A 14,130-nucleotide genomic window follows, 5' to 3' on the forward strand; every position below is an offset into this window, starting at 1 on the left:
TCATGGCAAGGAGACTGCCATGACCCAGATTGAAAAACTCTTTAGCCAGCTTGTTGCGACCCGTGCCGCGATGCGGTTCGCGGATTTCGAGCGCATCCTGAAGGCCTTCGGCTTCACGCTTGATCGCATCAACGGCAGCCACCATATTTACAAGCACCCGGTCGTGCCTCGTCGGCTCAGCATTCAGCCGCGAGGCGGCAAGGCAAAGCCCTATCAAATCGACCAGTTCCTTGATATGGTCGAGGAGTTCGGGCTTGAAATGAAAAAGTGATGCAACACCGCTACCATATCAATGTGTTCTGGTCCCAGCGCGATGAATGCTGGGTTGCGGACGTACCCGATCTCAAGTCGTGCGCGGCCTTTGGCGAATCGCCGGAGGAAGCCATTGCCGAAGCAAGCCTTGCCATCGATGGTTGGCTGGATTCGGCGCGGGCTGGCGGCCTCCCCATTCCCGACCCACGCTACCGCCCGGCGATCTACGCGGCGGCGTAAGGCTGGTAATGGCATTGAAGGTCTTTCCGTTTGATCCCGCCCGGCACCTCGAAACCGAGGAGGATATCCTCTTTTTTCTCGAGGAGACGCTGGAAACGCTCACGTCCGTTCTGGGTGCGCTGGGGCTTGAATTGACCGTGCAAAAGAAGGTTGCGTGACACGCACTGCGACGGGCGTGCTGGTGGGCCTGCTGGCGCTGGGTGGCTGCCATGATAGCGCTGCGGCGCCCGAGCGCATCGACACGACTTCGACCGCTGCGCCGTCGTCGCCGCTGGAGACGCCGACCGCCCATGCACCGGGGGCAACTGCCGCCTGGACTGCGGGAGCCGACGGACGTTCGGCGGACTTCGGCTATGGCGGCGAGGCGCCGCTGCTGTCGCTGGCTTGTGCAAACGGCGCCGTCGTCGTGACGCGCCACGCGCCCGCCGATGCCGGGGCGCAGGCGTTGTTCGCGCTGGTGGGGAACGGGCGGATCGTGCGGCTGCCGGTCGATGCGGTTGCGGTTCCCGGCGGCAAGGGATCGGACTGGCAGGGCGTTCTGCCCGGCGGCGATGCGCCAACCGCGATCTTTTCAGGCGGCTCGATCGATGCAACCTTGCCCGGCGGTGGCAAGATCACGTTTCCGGGCGGCGCCATACTGCAAAGCGTGATCGCTGCGTGTCGCGGTCCAGCGGGACCGGCCCGCTAACCCGTCATACTTTGCCGAAGCGGCCTTCGAACCCGGCGATGTCGCCCCGGGCGAGGTAGCCGCACTGCTCCACCCACCCGTCGCGCACCGGTCGCCCGGCAAAAGCGCCGAGCCTGGCGTCGATGGCCGCAACATCGGCATCGCTCCACGCCGCGATCTGATCGTAGCGGGTGATGCCCAGTTGCCCCAGCAGCGCGACGAGCTTCGGGCCCACGCCCTTGATCCGCGACAGATCATCGGCCTCCCCCGCTGTCGGTGCGATGGCGGGTTGGTCGGCAACATGCGCTTGCGCCGCCGCAGCCGCCTCGTCGATTTCCTGCGCTGCGGCCGCCGCGATGACCTCTCCGATCCCCGCCATCGTGCCAGCAGACGGCGGGGGGGTGAGCATGACCGCAGGCGCCGTCATCGCCGCGGCCGGCGGCGCGTCGATCAGGGCGTTGTTGCGCTGCGCCGGGGCCGCGCCATCGGACAGCACATCGTGCGTTTCGCGGCGTGGCGCGGGCCGTTCCTTGCCCCACACCCACCACGCGACGAACAGGCCGAGCAGCAATACGACACCGAACGCGATCCCGTTCGCCTGCAGAAGTTCCATCATCGCCCCATCCTCAATTCCGCACCCTCAATTCCGCATCCTCGATCCGGCTGGCACCTCAGCGCGCCCGCAGACCCCAGATCATCCAGCCGATGGCGAGGCCGAACGCGTAAGCCAGCAGCGCCAGCAGCGCGGTTTCCATCATCAACGGCATGTTTGCCCGCTCCACCTTATATCGTGTCGCATCGTCATTGCGCCACCGGCGTATCGACCGGCGTTGGGCGCAATGGCGCGACCGCAATCACCGAAAATTCGATCCGGCGGTTGGCCGGGTCCTGCGGCGAGGTGCCTGCCAGCGGCTGGCTCGATCCGAAGCCCCGGGCCACCAGCTGATCGGGCAACAGGCCGCGCCGCACCAGTTCGTCACGCACCGCCTGCGCGCGGCGCTGTGACAGGGCGAGGTTGGCGGGCTCGTCGCCCATCGCATCGGTATGGCCCGAAATGGCGATGCGGTTGCCCGCGCACGGCAGCAGCGCCGTGGTCACTTCGTCGATCAGTTCGCTGCTGGCGGGATCGATCCCCGCGCTGCCCTCGGCAAAGCGGATGGTGCGCACGCGCAGCAGCCCTTCGACGTCCTTCTGGCAGTGATCGGGCGCGATCGCGGCATGCGGCGTCGCGCGCGCCTGCAGCAGGCCGGGCGCGCTGGCCCAGGTCACCGCGCCCACGCCGGGCACATGCGCCACCGCGCGCGCCAGCCGCGAGCGCTCGCCCTCGGTCAGTTCGCGGGCCGTCGAAAGGCGCGGATGGCGGGTGTAGAGTCCCCCGATCGTGGTGAAGTCGGCGGTCACGCCCTCACCCCCCGCCCGCGCCAGCGCGGTCCGCGCGCCGCGTTCGAGCGAGACGGCCAGGCGCGGTCCGGTCGCCACATGGCTGGCAAAGGCCACCGCGAGCGCCGCCGCCACGCCTATCCCATGTTTGGTGCCCGGGGTCATCCGCGCCGCTTTTCCATGGCGCGGCGCGCTTGCCAAGGCTCAACCTCGGTTGCGGGCCGAATTCGGCGGTTCAGGCCGGCTGGCGACGGAACAGCACGCGGTCTTCGGGCCCGAACCCGCGCCGCCAGATGACGAGGCCGTAAATGCCCAGGATCGCCGGAATGCCGAGTACGAGCTCCAGCCACTCGGGCAGGAACTGCGCCAGCCAGCCCACGGTCACCGCTGGCCCGGCCGCCCAGATCAGCGCCCAGCGCCAGTTGTTGATCGGACGTTCGAGCACGCGCGACAGCAGCCGCGACTTGAACAGCGACGACAGTCCCAGCGTCAGCGCCAGCGCGGCGGCGGCAGCGGCCGCCTCGTACATCTGGTTGAAGCCCCAGCGGCTGGCGGTCTCGATCAGGCCGATGGTCAGTACCCATTGCAGCGCGATCGTGCCCAGGCTGATCCACAAGTTGCGCAGCGGCGCGACATAGATCAGCGCGGCCTCGCTGACGACGGCGGTGGCCGCGACCACTTCGGCGGCCAGCAGCAGCGCCAGCGCGCCGGTCCCGCCGACGAAGTTGGGCCCGACCAGGCCCATCACCGCGGTGCCCGGAATGCCGAGCGCCAGCGCGATCCCGGCTTGCGCGGCGGTGATCCAGAAGCCGACCTGGCAGACCTGCCGGGCAATCGCGGCATAGTTGTGTTCCTGCAGGTTGCGCGTGATCACCGGCCCCAGGATCGGCTCGAAGCTGGTCTTGAGCTTTTGCGGCAGGCTGGCGACCTGTTGCGCGACGTAATAGACGCCGACCACTGCGGGCGAGGCATAGTGCCCCAGGATCGCGATATCGAGCTTGCGCGTGCCCCACTCCACCGCGTCGGCACCGGCCAGCGGCAGGTTGGCCAGCGCCAGCTGCGCCAGCGGCAGCGGCTTGGGCTTCCAGTGGTGCGGCAGGCCATAGCTTTTGAACAGCGGCACGAACGCGGTGAACATCGCGCCGAAGATCGACAGCACATACGCCACGATCAGCCCGCCATCGGGCAGCACGAACCACAGCACGCCCGCCGCGATCGACAGCGTCCACGGCTCGACGATGGCGCGCGCCCGCACCGTGGCGCCGACGTCGAACCGGTAGGCCAGCGCGGCCAGCGCGATGTCGCCCATCGCCAGCGGGAACACCGTGAGCGGGATCAGGCGCTCCAGCGGCGTGTAGTGGCCGCTGGGGAACATCGGTTCGGGAAACAGGTAGAGCAGCAGCGCCAGCACCAGCGACACCAGCGTCGACAGCAGCAGCGCATCGGCCACCACGCACGCGCCGGGGCGGTCGTCTTCCGCCAGTTGCTGGGCAAGGCCGCGCTTTTGCCCCAGCGTGGCCAGTTGCGCGGCGAGTTCGACCAGGATGATCGCCGACGCGAACCGCCCCAGCGCATCTGCACCGTACAGCCGTCCGGCGATGAACAGGAACGGCAGGCGCGCGGCCAGGCGCAGCAGGAAGCCGAAGAAGTTCGTCCGCCCCCCTTTGGCGAGCGCGGCGATATCGGTCTGTTCGTCGGCGATGGCCAAGCCGCTATTCCGCGCGCAACGGGCGCGACAGCAGCCGCGCCACGACGTCGCGCGCAGGCACCGTGCCCGCGATCAGTGCGGCGACCGCCTCGACAATGGGCATCGACACGCCGCGCGCCCGTGCGATTTCGGCCAGCACCGGCGCGGTGAATGCGCCTTCGGCCACGGTCGACTGGTCGGCCAGGATCGCGGCGGCGTTGCCGCCCTCGCCCAGCGCCTTGCCCAGCGAGAAGTTGCGGCTCGAGGTGGAGGAACACGTCAGCACGAGGTCGCCCAGCCCCGAAAGGCCCGAAAGGGTTTCCGCCTGCGCGCCCATCGCCAGCCCGAACCGCAGCATTTCGGCAAACCCCCGGCTGATCAGCGCCGCACGCGCGTTCTGTCCCAGCGCCAAGCCTTCCACGACGCCGCAGGCAATGGCCAGCACGTTTTTCACCGCGCCGCCGATTTCGGCACCGGTCACATCGTCGGAATAATAGGGCCGGAACGCAGGCCGCGCGATCGCTGCCGACAGCCGCTGCCACTGTTCTTCACCCTCTGCGCAAGCGAGCGTGACCGCCGTGGGCAGTCCGGCGGCGACTTCGTGCGCGAACGTCGGCCCGGACAGCACCGCCAGCCGACACCCCGGCGCGGCATCGCGCGCGACATCGGCCATCAGTCGACCGCTGCCCGCCTCGATCCCCTTGGCGCACAGCACCAGGTCGCAATCGTTGCCGCGCGGGATGCTGCCCAGCACCGCGCCCAGATGCTGCGCGGGCGTGACCACCAGCAGCACTGCACGATCGCCCAATTCTGAAAGATCGCCGGTCGCGCGGATGCCGGGGTTGAGCGTGGCCGATGGCAGGAACAGGCCATTGCGGCGCTCACCGTTGATCTGCGCGACTAGGTCCGGCTCGCGCGCCCACAGCAGCACGTCGCGCCCGTCGCTGCTCAGCATCTGCGCCAGCGCGGTGCCCCAGGCGCCCGCGCCAACCACGCCGATGCGCGCTGCGTTCGCTGCCGTCATCCCTTCACTCCCGCCCCGCGCACCGGCGCCGCCTGTTCATCGAGCGGCCAGCGCGGCCGTGCGGGCAGGTCAAGCGGATCGCCGACCCGGCCGTTTTCCATGTGCCAGCGTTCCACCCCCGCCCAGCCGATCATCGCCGCGTTGTCGGTACACAGCACCGGCGGCGGCGCGACGAGGCGCAGGCCATGATCCGCAGCCAGTGTCGCCAGCGCCCTGCGCAAGGCAGCGTTGGCGGCAACCCCGCCGGCCACAACCAGCGCGGAGACTTCGCCCGCCGCACCCAGCGCAATGCGCGTGCGGTCGATCACGCAGTCGATCGCGGCCTGCTGGAACGATGCGGCGAGATCGGCCTTGCCATGCTGCCCCGCAAGCTGCGCGCGCATGACCGCGCTTTTCAGCCCGGCGAACGAGAAGTGCGGTTCCCCGCTGCCCACCAGCGGGCGCGGCAGCGGCACGGCGCGCGGATCGCCCTCGCGCGCCAGCCGCTCCACCGCCGGGCCGCCGGGATAGCCCAGCCCGAGGATCTTGGCGGTCTTGTCGAACGCTTCGCCCAGCGCATCGTCGATCGTTGTCGCCAGTCGCCGGTATTGCCCGACCCCGCCCACTTCAAGCAGCTGGCAATGCCCGCCAGAGACCAGCAGCAGCAGATAGGGGAATTCCAGCGTGGGATCGGCAAGGCGCGGTGACAACGCGTGGCCTTCAAGATGGTTGATCGCCAGCAGTGGCTTGCCCGTGGCCATCGCCAGCGCCTTGCCCGTGACCAGCCCGACCATCACGCCGCCGATCAGTCCGGGCCCGGCGGTCGCCGCGATCGCGTCCATCGCGTCGAGCGAAAGGCCCGCATCGGCAAGCACTTGCGCGATCAGCGGGCTGAGGATTTCGGCATGCGCGCGCGCCGCGATTTCGGGGACCACGCCGCCGTAAGGGCGGTGCGCGGCATCCTGCGAAGCGATGCGCTGCGCCACGATGCGCGTGTCGAGCCGATCCCCATCGCTGTCGACGATCGCCGCAGCGGTTTCGTCGCAACTGGATTCTATGCCGAGGATCAGCGCCATGCGAGGGTTTCCCTGAAGGAGATTGCCGATTAGGGCAAGCATCGCATGGTCACGCTTCGTCTCGGAACCCGCCGCTCGCCGCTCGCCCTCGCCCAGGCGGAGGAAGCGCGCGCGCGCCTGTGCGCCGCGCACGGCTGGCCGGTCGATGCCATCGAACTGGTCACGGTGATCGCCAGCGGCGACCGCGTGCAGGATCGCCCGCTGGCCGAAATCGGCGGCAAGGCGTTGTGGACCAAGGAACTGGACGAAGCGCTGCGCGATCATCGCATCGATTTCGCGGTCCATTCGATGAAGGATGTCGAGACGATCCGGCCCGACGATTTCGCGATAGCCGCCGTGCTGCCGCGCGCCGACGTGCGCGATGTGCTGGTGGGCGCGGCCAGCGTCGCCGCGATACCGCCGGGCAGCCGGGTGGGGACCAGCGCACCGCGCCGCGCCGCGCAGATGCTCCATGCGCGGCCCGACCTGACCATCGTCGGGTTTCGCGGCAACGTCGCCACGCGGCTGGCCAAGCTGCAGGCGGGCGAGGCCGACGTGACGTTGCTGGCCGCTGCCGGGCTGGAACGGCTGGGCGAGACGGGGGTCGGCACGCCGCTGCACGCCGGGGACTGGCTGCCTGCGCCCGCCCAAGGTGCGATCGGGATCGAATGCCTGGCCGGGCGAACCGACGTGCGCGACTTGCTCACCGCAATCGACCACGCCCCCAGCCACGCCGCGATCCGCGCCGAGCGTGCGCTGCTTGCCGCGTTGGGCGGGAACTGCCACAGCCCGATTGCGGTGCTGACTCATGCCGATGGCGATACGCTGACACTGCGCGCCGCGCTGTTCAGCCCCGACGGCAGCTTGCGCACCGAGGCACAGAGCACGTTCGCGCTGTCCGATGGCGAAGCGCCCGCACGGCTGGCCGCCGACCTGCTCGAACAGGCGCCCGAGGGTATCCGCATCCACTTCGCAGGCCCCGCGCTGACCGGATGAGCGATCGCCCGCTGATCGTCGTGCGGCCCGAACCGGGATTTGCGACCACGCTCGCCGCCGCGCGCGAAGCCGGGCTTGCCGCATACGGCCAGCCGCTTTTCCGCATCGAGCCGGTTCTCTGGCAAGCGCCGCCGCCGTCCGGATATGCCGGGCTGCTGGTCGGCAGCGCGAACGTGTTCCGGCATGGCGGGAAGCAGCTGGCCGGTCTCGCCTCCCTGCCGGTCATGGCGGTGGGGGATACGACTGCGCAGGCCGCGCGCGACGCCGGGTTCGTCGTGACACGGACCGGCAACGGCGGCCTCGACGCGCTGGCAGGCACTCTGCCGCCGGGTCATTATGTGCGGCTGGCCGGAGAGCGCCACGTCGCGCTGGTGCTGCCCGAGGGCGTCACGGTCGATACCCTGATCGTCTATGCGGCGCGCCCCGTCGCCATCGCGGCGCCCCTGGCAGCGCTGCTGGCCGCCCCGTGCGTGGTGCTGCTGCATTCGGCCGAGGCGGCGCGGCACGTTGCGCACGAGTGCGATCGCATCGGCATCGCGCGCGCCAATGTGCAACTGGCCTGCCTCGCGCCGCGCATTGCCGCAGCGGCCGGAACCGGCTGGCATACCGTTGCCAGTGCCGGCCGGCGCGACGATGCCGCACTGCTGGCGCTCGCCCGGCAAATGTGCCAGACACCGTGACACGGGCCCCCACGGATAACACGAACAACGATGCAGGATGATCGATACAGCCAACCGGCGCGGGTGCCATCGCGCGGAAAAGGCGGACGCTCCCTGGCAGCGATCATCGCCGCTGTGCTTGTGCTGGGCGCAGCCGGGCTGGCCTATTCGGGCTGGCGCAACGGATGGATCGCGTTCGACCAGCCCAAGGCCGGGCCGCCTGCCGTGCAGCAACTGGCGACGACGCCCGTACCGGCTTCCCCCGCCGTCGCAGCCAGCACCGCCGCCGCCACCCCGGCACTCGACGACATGACCGCACGCGTCGCAGTGCTCGAACAGCGCCTGGCCAATCTCAATCTTCAGGCCAGCACGGCCGAAGGTCAGGCGGGCCATGCCGAAGCGCTGCTGATCGCTTTCGCCACGCGCCGTGCCATCGAACGCGGCCAGCCGCTGGGCTACCTGACCGACCAGTTGCGCCTGCGCTTCGGCAATGCCCAGCCCGCTGCGGTCGATCGGTTGCTGCAGGCGGCAAACCGACCGCAGACGCTCGACATGCTGCGCGAGGATCTGACCCGGATCGGGCCCGACCTTGTCGGAAGCTCGGCGCAGGAAAGCGGTCTCGGCTGGATCAGGCAGCAAGTGAGCGAACTGTTCGTGATCCGCCGCGACGATGCCGCAGCGGCCGCCCCCGCAGCCCGGCTCGAACGCGCGCTGCAGTTCGTCGGCGGCAATCGCATCGATGCGGCGATCGACGAAGTCACGCGGCTTCCCGGCCATGTCGCAGCGCAAGCGTGGCTGACCCGCGCGCGCGATTACGTGACGACGCAGAAGGCGCTCGACCAGATCGAGACCGTGGCGCTGCTCGCACCGCAAGCCGCGCCGGCAGCGGCCGCGCCACCGGCACCGGCGCCAGTTCCGGAAGCCGCGCCGTCCGCTGCGCCAACGACGGCCCCGACCGACGGGGCTTCTGGCACCACCTGATCGCAGGGTTGTCCGCAGTCTGGCTTGCGAGAGTGGCCGTCAGCTCTTGAGCAGTTCGGGCAAAGCCCCGCTCATGCCGCGCGCCTCGTCCATGAACCAGCGTTTGAGCGGCGGCATGCGCTGCACGCCCGCCATGCCCAGCCGCCGGATCGCCGAGGGCAGCTTCCCCGGCAGGCCGAACAGCCGGGTCAGGCTGTCGGTCGCGGCGGCGACCATGAATGTATCGGCCGCGCGCCAGCGTTCATAACGCGCCAGCACCTGCGCATCGCCGGGGTCGAGGCCCAGCCGCGCGCCATCCGACAGCACCTCGACCAGCGCCGCCACATCGCGCAGGCCCACGTTGAGGCCCTGCCCCGCGATCGGGTGCAGCCCGTGCGCGGCATCGCCAACCAGCGCCAGCCGGTCCTCGGTCAGCTTGACCGTGTGATGGAAATTGAGCGGGTACGACGACCGCGGCGCGGCCAGCCGGATTTCGCCGAACACGCTGCCCATGCGCTTTTCGATTTCGGCCAGGAACGCGCGGTCGGACATCGCAAGTACACCCGCTGCATCCTTTTCCGCCACGGTCCACACCAGCGCGGAACGGTGCGATCCGTCCGCATCGTCGAGCAAGGGCAGCAGCGCAAACGGCCCGGCAGGATAGAAGATTTCCCACGCCACGTTGTCATGCGGCTGTTCGTGGAACAGCCCGCCGATGATCGCGCGGTGGCCGTAACCCCAGCGCGCCGGGTGGAACCCCGCCTCGTCGCGCGTGGGCGAGGCGCGGCCTTCGGCGCCCACCAGCAAGCGGCCCTTCAGCACCCGGCCATCGGCCAGCGAGGCGCTGACGCCATGCGCGCCGCGTTCGCGCGCGACGACGCGGGCGTTGGGGTGGAACGTGATCGCCGGTTCGCGCGCGGCGGCGGCGTACATCGCGATGCGCAAATCGCGGTTGGCGTACATCCGGCCAAGCGAGCCGTCCTCGGGCCCCGGGCGGAAATCGATCCGGCCCGGCTTCATCGCGTCGGTCACCGCGATGGCGTCGATCGGGCAGCCCTTGGGCGCCAGTTCGTCGGCCATGCCGAAATGCGTGTACAGGTTCCAGCTCGCGGTCGAGATGGCTGAGGCGCGCCCATCGAAGCCATCGGCGGTGACCGAAGCCGGGTCGGCGGAATCGACCACGTGGCTGGTGAGCCCCGCCTTGGCGAGCCCGATCGCCAGTGTCATGCCGACCAACCCGCCACCCAGGATCACCACGTCGGCGATGGCGGTCGGGTGGTCGGCGGCGTCAGCCGGTTCGGTCGTTTCGGTTGTTACGTTCATCAGCTACCCTTGCAGCTGTCTTCTGCACCCGCGTCAAGATCGAGGCAACGTCCGTCGAACGAACCGGCGACAACTGGCAGTCCGATCTGTGCCGCGAGCGTGGGGGCAATGTCCACCGTCTCGACCGCGCTGGGCTGTTCGAACCCGGCCATGCCCTTGCGCCAGAACAGCATCGGCACGCGGCGATCGTAGTCCCACGGGCTGCCGTGCGTCGCGACGTAACCCGGCCGGGCCTGCGGGATCGGCACGATGCCGCGCTTCAGCAGCACCACGAAGTCGCCCGAACGCGGCGCATAGTACGAAGCGCGCGCGCGCTGAATCAGCGACCAGGTTTCGGGCGAACCCGTCGGCATCGGTTCCGCCGCCAGCTCTTCGGCAGACAGCACGGCGGCGACTTGCGGCTGCGCGGCCAGTTCGCGCTTCGCCTCGACGATCACGTCGTGCTTCTGCGCGGGCGTCAGCGTCCGGTCGATCCAGTAGTCGCCCGCCGGGCCTTCGGCGAGCAGCAGCGGCGCGGTCGTCGCCATCCCCAGCCGGGTCGCGATCGCCTTGCCCAGCGCATCGGGCACCAGCGCGGCATCGGCGCGCGCGGCGATGGGCAGCGCCTGCTGGTCGAGCCGTTCGGGCAAGTCGAACCCGCCATGATCGGCCGTCAGCACCACGAGGTAGTCGACCCCGCGCTTGTCGAGCTGCGTGAAAAAGTCACCCAGCGCAAGATCGAGCTGGGTCAGCTGGATGCACATTTCCGCGCCCTCGGTGCCGGTGGCGTGGCCGATGTAATCGGTGGCGGACAGGCTTACCGCCAGCAGATCGGGCGCGGTGCCCTGGCCCAGCTTCTGCTCGTCGACCAGCCGCGTCGCCAGTTCGAGCGTCGCGCGATCGAGCCGGGGCGAGACGCGGTACGACGTCGCATCGCCCTTCGCCATCGGCAGGTGGGTGTTGCCCACGGTCACCCCGTTGGCCACGACGGGACGATCGAATGCACCGCACCACCCCGGCACCGGGTACCCCGGAGAACCGGCGCCGAGCTGCTTGGCGATCACCGCGTTTTCCGCCACGGCGGTCGGCCCGAGCACCTTGCCGTCGAGCGTGGTGAACGCATTGCTCTTCCACCAGTAGACCTGATCGATGTTGTGGCCGCCCATCATCAGCGCGGCGCGATCCTTGCCCGACACGGCGATGTTGCGGCTGGCCGGATTGGCCTGCTTCATCCGCTCGCCCAGCGTGGGCACGAGCAGATGCCCGACCGAGGCGACATAGTCCTTGGGATCGGCGGCGGCGCGCGTCTCGTCTTCGGCGCAATAGACCGACTTCTTGGCGCGCGCGACCGACTGGTCGAACCAGTTGTTGGCAATGATGCCGGTGCGCGCGGGATGGTCGCCGGTGAGAATCGTGGAGTGGCCCGGGCACGTCTCGGTCGCGGCATGGCTCTGGTATCCGGCGGGGAACACCGCGCCGGTCAGCAGGCGGGCAAAGCCGCCGGTGAAGTGCGTGCGGTATTGCGCGAACAGGTCGGCCGAGAACTGGTCGATGGCGATCGCCACCACCAGCCGGGGGGCACCGTGCGGGGTGGCGGCAGATGGTGCCGATGCCGGGTGCGACGCGGGTCTCGTCGCCGATTTCGCCATGGCGGGTGCGAGGAACAGCATGGAGGCCGCCGCAGCGACCGGCGCGGCCAGCAGCATGGCGCGTTTGCGAAGGATCATGGTGCGACTGTCTCCGATACGGGCGAACTGGACTTGGGTCCCGGCCGCTTCTAGATGCCGTGCATGGCCTTGCCGTGTTGCACGCGCAAGACCCGCGCCGCTCTCTTTTTTCCGGGTCGATCCATGCGCTTCACCACGGTTTCGTCATGCTGGCGCAAGCTTGTTGTCTTGGTTGTGGCAATAGCCTGCGGGCTCGGCGCGGCCAGCCCCGCCAGCGCCAACCACATCCGCGCCAGCCTGATCGCGGAGAAGCCCGCCGCGCCCGGCGGGGCGGTCACACTGGCGCTGCTGATGCAACCCGAACCGGGCTGGCACGGCTACTGGTTGAACCCCGGTGACGCCGGATACGGCCTCGCGCTCGACTGGACCCTGCCGGCCGGAGCGAAAACGGGTACGCCGCAATTCCCGGTCCCGCAGACGCTGCTGATCGCCGGGCTGATGAACCATGTCTACGAGCACGATTATGCCGTGCTCGTGCCGCTGACGCTGCCGGCCGATGCCGCACCGGGCACCGTGTTGCCGCTGCACGTCAAGGCGCGGTGGCTGGCCTGCACGCGGGAAGTGTGCGTGCCCGAACAGGCGGACCTCGCGGGATCGGTTGCGGTTGGCGGCGGGACCATTGCTGCGGATGCCCGGTTCACCGGCTGGCGCACCGCGCTGCCTGCGCCGATCGACCGCAAGGGTGCGTTCGCGCTGACACCGCAAGCGCTGCGACTGGCCATTCCGTTTCCCGCCGCCTCGCGGATCGAAGCGCCGCACCTGTTCGTCGCGACCGAAAACATCGTGTCCTACGCCGCGCCGCAGCGCTTCTGGCGCAAGGGCGATACGCTGATCGTCGAACTGGCGCGCGCGCCCGGCGTGGCGACACCGCCACCACCGATCGTGTCGGGCGTGCTCGCCATCGGCGGCGCGGCGGGCGGGCTGGCGATCGACGCGCAACCCGGCGTGGTCCCTACCGATGGCACCCCGCTCGACACCACTGCTGCGCGCGCCACGCCGCTGGGCCTGCTGGCGGTGATCGGCGCCGCGCTGCTCGGCGGACTGATCCTCAACGTGATGCCCTGCGTGTTCCCGATCCTGAGCCTGAAAGCGCTGGCACTGGCGCGGAGCAACGCGGGTGAGGCAGCCGCCCGGCGCGAAGGGCTGGCTTATGCCGCCGGCGTGATCTGCGCCTGCCTCGCGCTGGGCGGAACGCTGCTCGCGCTGCGCGGGGCAGGCGCGCAGGTTGGCTGGGCATTCCAGTTGCAGGAACCGGGCGTGGTCGCCGTGCTGCTGCTGCTGGCGGTGGCGATCACGGCCAATTTCATGGGTGTGTTCGAGGTTCCCGGCCTGTCGTTCGAGCGCGGCGGGCACACCACTGGCGGCGCGTTTGCGACTGGGCTGCTGGCCGCATTCGTCGCCACCCCCTGCACCGGCCCGTTCATGGCCGCCGCGATCGGCGCCGCCCTGGTGCTGCCGTTATGGGCCGCGCTGGCGACGTTCGCCGCGCTGGGACTGGGCATTGCGCTGCCGTTCGTCGCACTGGGCTTCGTCCCCGCGCTGCGCCGCCTGCTGCCGCGCCCGGGCGCATGGATGGAACGCTTCCGCCGCGCGATGGCGGTCCCGATGGGGCTGACCGCGCTGGCGCTGGCATGGCTGGCGTGGCGGCTGGGCGGGCAGGCGTTCGCCGGGCTGGCGATCCTGTCGGCCGTGGCGCTGGTGCTGGTCCTTTTTGCCGTGGGCCGGGCGCAGCGCGCGGCCGGATCATCGCCGCGCTGGGTCCTGCCCGCCGCGGCGCTGATCGTGGTCGCGGCCGCAGCCGGTGTGCCGCTCGCCGCCGTCGCGCCGCCTGCCGAAGGCCCCGGCCTGCTCGACGCGCAGGCTTTCAGCGAGCTTGCGCTCACCCGCGCGCGCGCCGGGGGCAAGCCGGTGTTCGTCTATTTCACCGCCGACTGGTGCCTGTCGTGCAAGGTCAACGAAAGCGTCGCGATCGAGCGCGAGGGCACCCGCGACGCGTTCCGCAAGGCCGGTGTCACCGTGCTGCGCGGCGACTGGACGCGGCGCGACGAGGCGATCACCCGCTTCCTCACCGCCCAGGGCGCGGCGGGGGTGCCGCTGTACTTGTGGTATCCCAAGGGCGGCGACGAACCCCGGCAGCTACCGCAAGTGCTCGGCCCCGATACACTGGCTGCGCTCGCCCGCGCGGGGTGAGGTCTGTAGCCT

Annotated in this window: 15 protein-coding genes; 8 read left to right on the top strand and 7 right to left on the bottom strand. The window is 70.0% G+C overall.

Features of this window, described 5'->3' with window-relative positions; all coding sequences use genetic code 11:
• Positions 1–19 precede the first annotated feature (19 nt).
• Genes NL2_RS17655 through NL2_RS17665 form a run of 4 tightly spaced genes read left to right on the top strand, consistent with a single transcriptional unit; the run spans position 20 to position 1,180 of the window.
• Complete coding sequence (locus tag NL2_RS17655; RefSeq protein WP_068077211.1) at positions 20–271, top strand: type II toxin-antitoxin system HicA family toxin; 252 nt, start codon at positions 20–22, stop codon at positions 269–271.
• Complete coding sequence (locus NL2_RS17660; RefSeq protein ID WP_068077213.1) at positions 271–492, top strand: type II toxin-antitoxin system HicB family antitoxin; 222 nt, start codon at positions 271–273, stop codon at positions 490–492. The genes NL2_RS17655 and NL2_RS17660 overlap by 1 nt, the downstream gene beginning before the upstream one ends.
• Before the next feature lie 8 nt (positions 493–500).
• Positions 501–650 (top strand): helix-turn-helix domain-containing protein, encoded by a 150-nt coding sequence (locus NL2_RS21270; protein WP_157083238.1) that lies wholly within the window; start codon positions 501–503, stop codon positions 648–650.
• Positions 647–1,180 (top strand): hypothetical protein, encoded by a 534-nt coding sequence (locus NL2_RS17665; RefSeq protein ID WP_068077215.1) that lies wholly within the window; start codon positions 647–649, stop codon positions 1,178–1,180. Before NL2_RS21270 ends, NL2_RS17665 begins: the two co-directional genes overlap by 4 nt.
• A gap of 4 nt (positions 1,181–1,184) precedes the next feature.
• Here the strand turns inward: NL2_RS17665 and NL2_RS17670 are convergent, their stop codons facing one another.
• From NL2_RS17670 to tsaD, 5 genes are all read right to left on the bottom strand, one after another.
• On the bottom strand, positions 1,185–1,775 hold the full coding sequence (locus tag NL2_RS17670; protein WP_068077217.1) for a helix-hairpin-helix domain-containing protein: 591 nt from the start codon (positions 1,773–1,775) through the stop codon (positions 1,185–1,187).
• Between the two features lie 185 nt (positions 1,776–1,960).
• Positions 1,961–2,704 (bottom strand): OmpA family protein, encoded by a 744-nt coding sequence (locus tag NL2_RS17675; RefSeq protein ID WP_068077219.1) that lies wholly within the window; start codon positions 2,702–2,704, stop codon positions 1,961–1,963.
• Positions 2,705–2,774: 70 nt separating this feature from the next.
• Positions 2,775–4,241 carry a lipopolysaccharide biosynthesis protein gene (locus NL2_RS17680; protein WP_068077272.1) on the bottom strand — a complete coding sequence of 489 codons (1,467 nt, stop codon included), beginning with the start codon at positions 4,239–4,241 and terminating at the stop codon, positions 2,775–2,777.
• A 10-nt stretch (positions 4,242–4,251) separates the two neighbouring features.
• Complete coding sequence (locus tag NL2_RS17685) at positions 4,252–5,250, bottom strand: NAD(P)H-dependent glycerol-3-phosphate dehydrogenase (RefSeq protein WP_068077220.1); 999 nt, start codon at positions 5,248–5,250, stop codon at positions 4,252–4,254.
• Positions 5,247–6,305, bottom strand: a complete 1,059-nt coding sequence (gene tsaD / locus NL2_RS17690) for a tRNA (adenosine(37)-N6)-threonylcarbamoyltransferase complex transferase subunit TsaD (protein ID WP_068077223.1) — start codon at positions 6,303–6,305, stop codon at positions 5,247–5,249. Before tsaD ends, NL2_RS17685 begins: the two co-directional genes overlap by 4 nt.
• Before the next feature lie 45 nt (positions 6,306–6,350).
• Between tsaD and hemC the strand changes: the two genes are divergently transcribed.
• From hemC to NL2_RS17705, 3 genes are read left to right on the top strand one after another with little or no spacing between them, the layout of a single operon-like run.
• Positions 6,351–7,280, top strand: coding sequence for a hydroxymethylbilane synthase (hemC, locus tag NL2_RS17695; RefSeq protein WP_068077224.1), 930 nt, complete (start codon positions 6,351–6,353; stop codon positions 7,278–7,280).
• On the top strand, positions 7,277–7,960 hold the full coding sequence (locus tag NL2_RS17700; protein WP_068077226.1) for a uroporphyrinogen-III synthase: 684 nt from the start codon (positions 7,277–7,279) through the stop codon (positions 7,958–7,960). Before hemC ends, NL2_RS17700 begins: the two co-directional genes overlap by 4 nt.
• Before the next feature lie 30 nt (positions 7,961–7,990).
• Positions 7,991–8,920, top strand: coding sequence for a hypothetical protein (locus NL2_RS17705; protein ID WP_157083239.1), 930 nt, complete (start codon positions 7,991–7,993; stop codon positions 8,918–8,920).
• A gap of 39 nt (positions 8,921–8,959) precedes the next feature.
• Here NL2_RS17705 and NL2_RS17710 read toward each other — a convergent pair whose 3' ends face one another.
• Both NL2_RS17710 and NL2_RS17715 read right to left on the bottom strand, forming a co-directional pair.
• Complete coding sequence (locus NL2_RS17710) at positions 8,960–10,222, bottom strand: UbiH/UbiF/VisC/COQ6 family ubiquinone biosynthesis hydroxylase (protein WP_068077228.1); 1,263 nt, start codon at positions 10,220–10,222, stop codon at positions 8,960–8,962.
• On the bottom strand, positions 10,222–11,928 hold the full coding sequence (locus NL2_RS17715; RefSeq protein ID WP_068077229.1) for an alkaline phosphatase family protein: 1,707 nt from the start codon (positions 11,926–11,928) through the stop codon (positions 10,222–10,224). Before NL2_RS17715 ends, NL2_RS17710 begins: the two co-directional genes overlap by 1 nt.
• A 174-nt stretch (positions 11,929–12,102) precedes the next feature.
• Here NL2_RS17715 and NL2_RS17720 point away from each other — a divergent pair, with 174 nt between their 5' ends.
• On the top strand, positions 12,103–14,118 hold the full coding sequence (locus NL2_RS17720; RefSeq protein WP_369405474.1) for a protein-disulfide reductase DsbD family protein: 2,016 nt from the start codon (positions 12,103–12,105) through the stop codon (positions 14,116–14,118).
• Positions 14,119–14,130 lie beyond the last annotated feature (12 nt).

It is taken from the genome of Novosphingobium lentum NBRC 107847 (assembly GCF_001590965.1).
GTDB lineage: Bacteria > Pseudomonadota > Alphaproteobacteria > Sphingomonadales > Sphingomonadaceae > Novosphingobium > Novosphingobium lentum.

Bases quoted from the DNA above. Each gene is read 5' to 3' on its own strand.
- NL2_RS17685 (WP_068077220.1), bottom strand. From the start codon at position 5,250: ATGACGGCAGCGAACGCAGCGCGCATCGGCGTGGTTGGCGCGGGCGCC.
- hemC (WP_068077224.1), top strand. From the start codon at position 6,351: ATGGTCACGCTTCGTCTCGGAACCCGCCGCTCGCCGCTCGCCCTCGCC.
- NL2_RS17715 (WP_068077229.1), bottom strand. From the start codon at position 11,928: ATGATCCTTCGCAAACGCGCCATGCTGCTGGCCGCGCCGGTCGCTGCG.
- NL2_RS17670 (WP_068077217.1), bottom strand. From the start codon at position 1,775: ATGATGGAACTTCTGCAGGCGAACGGGATCGCGTTCGGTGTCGTATTG.
- NL2_RS17710 (WP_068077228.1), bottom strand. From the start codon at position 10,222: ATGAACGTAACAACCGAAACGACCGAACCGGCTGACGCCGCCGACCAC.
- NL2_RS17655 (WP_068077211.1), top strand. From the start codon at position 20: ATGACCCAGATTGAAAAACTCTTTAGCCAGCTTGTTGCGACCCGTGCC.
- NL2_RS17700 (WP_068077226.1), top strand. From the start codon at position 7,277: ATGAGCGATCGCCCGCTGATCGTCGTGCGGCCCGAACCGGGATTTGCG.
- tsaD (WP_068077223.1), bottom strand. From the start codon at position 6,305: ATGGCGCTGATCCTCGGCATAGAATCCAGTTGCGACGAAACCGCTGCG.
- NL2_RS21270 (WP_157083238.1), top strand. From the start codon at position 501: ATGGCATTGAAGGTCTTTCCGTTTGATCCCGCCCGGCACCTCGAAACC.
- NL2_RS17675 (WP_068077219.1), bottom strand. From the start codon at position 2,704: ATGACCCCGGGCACCAAACATGGGATAGGCGTGGCGGCGGCGCTCGCG.
- NL2_RS17705 (WP_157083239.1), top strand. From the start codon at position 7,991: ATGCAGGATGATCGATACAGCCAACCGGCGCGGGTGCCATCGCGCGGA.
- NL2_RS17660 (WP_068077213.1), top strand. From the start codon at position 271: ATGCAACACCGCTACCATATCAATGTGTTCTGGTCCCAGCGCGATGAA.